Below are 1768 nucleotides of genomic sequence, written 5' to 3'. Positions count from 1 at the left end.
GGGTGAGGACATTGTGCTGGGTACTCCGGTCGCGGGGCGTGGGGACGCGGCGTTGGATGAGTTGGTGGGTTTCTTCGTCAATACGTTGGTGTTGCGGTCGGATGTGAGTGGTGATCCGTCGTTCGCTGAGGTGGTGGAGCGGGTGCGGGCGGCGGATCTGGGGGCGTATACGCATCAGGATGTGCCGTTCGAGCGTCTGGTGGAGGAGCTGAACCCGCCCCGTTCACTGTCACGCAACCCCCTCTTCCAGGTGATGCTCGCCCTCCAGAACACACCCCCAGCCGAATGGCGGCTGAGGGATCTGGAAGTGACTCCAACAGAGTTCTCCACCCCCGTGGCCCGGTTCGACCTGGCGGTGAATCTGTCGGAGCGGCGTGACGAGCATGGTGCTCCGGCCGGGCTCGACGGCGGGATCCTGTATGCGACGGACCTGTTCGACGAGGGCACGGCCCAGGCGCTGTCGGAACGTCTGGTGCGGGTGCTGGACCAGGTCGCGGCGGATCCTCAGCTACGGCTCAGCGAAATCGACGTCCTGACGCCCGCTGAACGGTCTTCGGTTATCGAGGAGTGGAACGCCACAGCTCGGCCGGTGCCGACGGAGTCGGTGGTGGAGAGATTCAAGGAAAGGGTGCGTCGTTCGCCTGATGCGGTGGCGGTGGAGTCGGGTGAGTGGTCGTTGTCGTATGGGGAGTTGGGGGATCGGGCGGGTCGGCTGGCGCGGTATCTGGTGGGTTTGGGTGTGGGGCCGGAGTGTCGGGTGGGGGTGGTGGTTGAGCGGTCGGTGGTGATGGTGGTCGCGTTGTTGGCGGTGTCGGTGGCGGGTGGGGTGTTCGTTCCGGTGGATCCGGGGTATCCGGCGGAGCGGGTGGGTTTTGTGGTCGGGGATGCGGCTCCGGCGGTGGTGGTGTGTACGGCGGGGACGCGGGGTGTGGTGCCGGAGGGGTTCGCGGGTCGGGTTGTGGTGGTGGATGACCCGGTGGTGGTGGGTGAGGTCGCGGGGTGTGCGGGTGGTCCGGTTGGTGATGGGGAGCGGTTGGCGCGGTTGGGGGCCGGTCATGCGGCGTATGTGATCTATACCTCGGGGTCGACGGGCCGGCCCAAGGGCGTGACGGTGACACACGCCGGACTGGGCAACCTCGTCGCGGATACCGTAGAGCGGTTTGGGATCGATGAGGACAGCCGCGTACTGCAATTGGTCTCGCCGAGCTTCGATGTCTCCATGTCGGACATCTGGCCGGTGCTGTGCGCGGGAGGGCGACTCGTGCTGGCGCCGGCGAGGCTGGATTCCTACGGCGAGGATCTGGCCCAGCTGCTACGGATGCGGCGCATCACCCATGCGGCGATTCCCCCGGCCTTCCTGTCGCAGCTGCCGTCGGAGGACCTACCGGAGTTGCGGGTACTGATCACTGGTGGTGAGCCCTTGCCTGAAGAGGTGCGTCGGCGGTGGTCGACAGGCCGCGATATGTACAACCAGTACGGCGTGACCGAGGCGACGATCACCTCCACGGTGAGCTTGATCAGAGGCAGCGATGGCCGCCCGCTGATTGGTCGGCCGATCGCCAACGTCCAGGTGTATGTACTGGACGCCTCCCTGCGACCGGTGCCGCCCGGGGTGGTGGGGGAGTTGTATGTGGCCGGCGCCGGGTTGGCGCGTGGATATCTGGGGCGTACGGAGCTGACTGCGCGGCGGTTTGTCGCCTGCCCGTTCCAGCCCGCCGAGCGGATGTACCGCACCGGTGATGTGGTGCGGTGGACCGGTGAGGGCGAG

General features: G+C 66.9%; 1 protein-coding gene. It reads left to right on the top strand.

Annotation, left to right across the window (positions count from 1 at the left end):
• Positions 1-52: 52 nt before the first annotated feature.
• Positions 53-1768: non-ribosomal peptide synthetase (locus tag FF041_RS24700; RefSeq protein WP_456154183.1), on the top strand; the 1716-nt coding region annotated here is incomplete at its 3' end.

It is taken from the genome of Streptomyces jumonjinensis (genome assembly GCF_009600885.1).
Lineage (GTDB): Bacteria > Actinomycetota > Actinomycetes > Streptomycetales > Streptomycetaceae > Streptomyces > Streptomyces jumonjinensis.
This window is presented reverse-complemented; position numbering and strand designations above follow the sequence as displayed.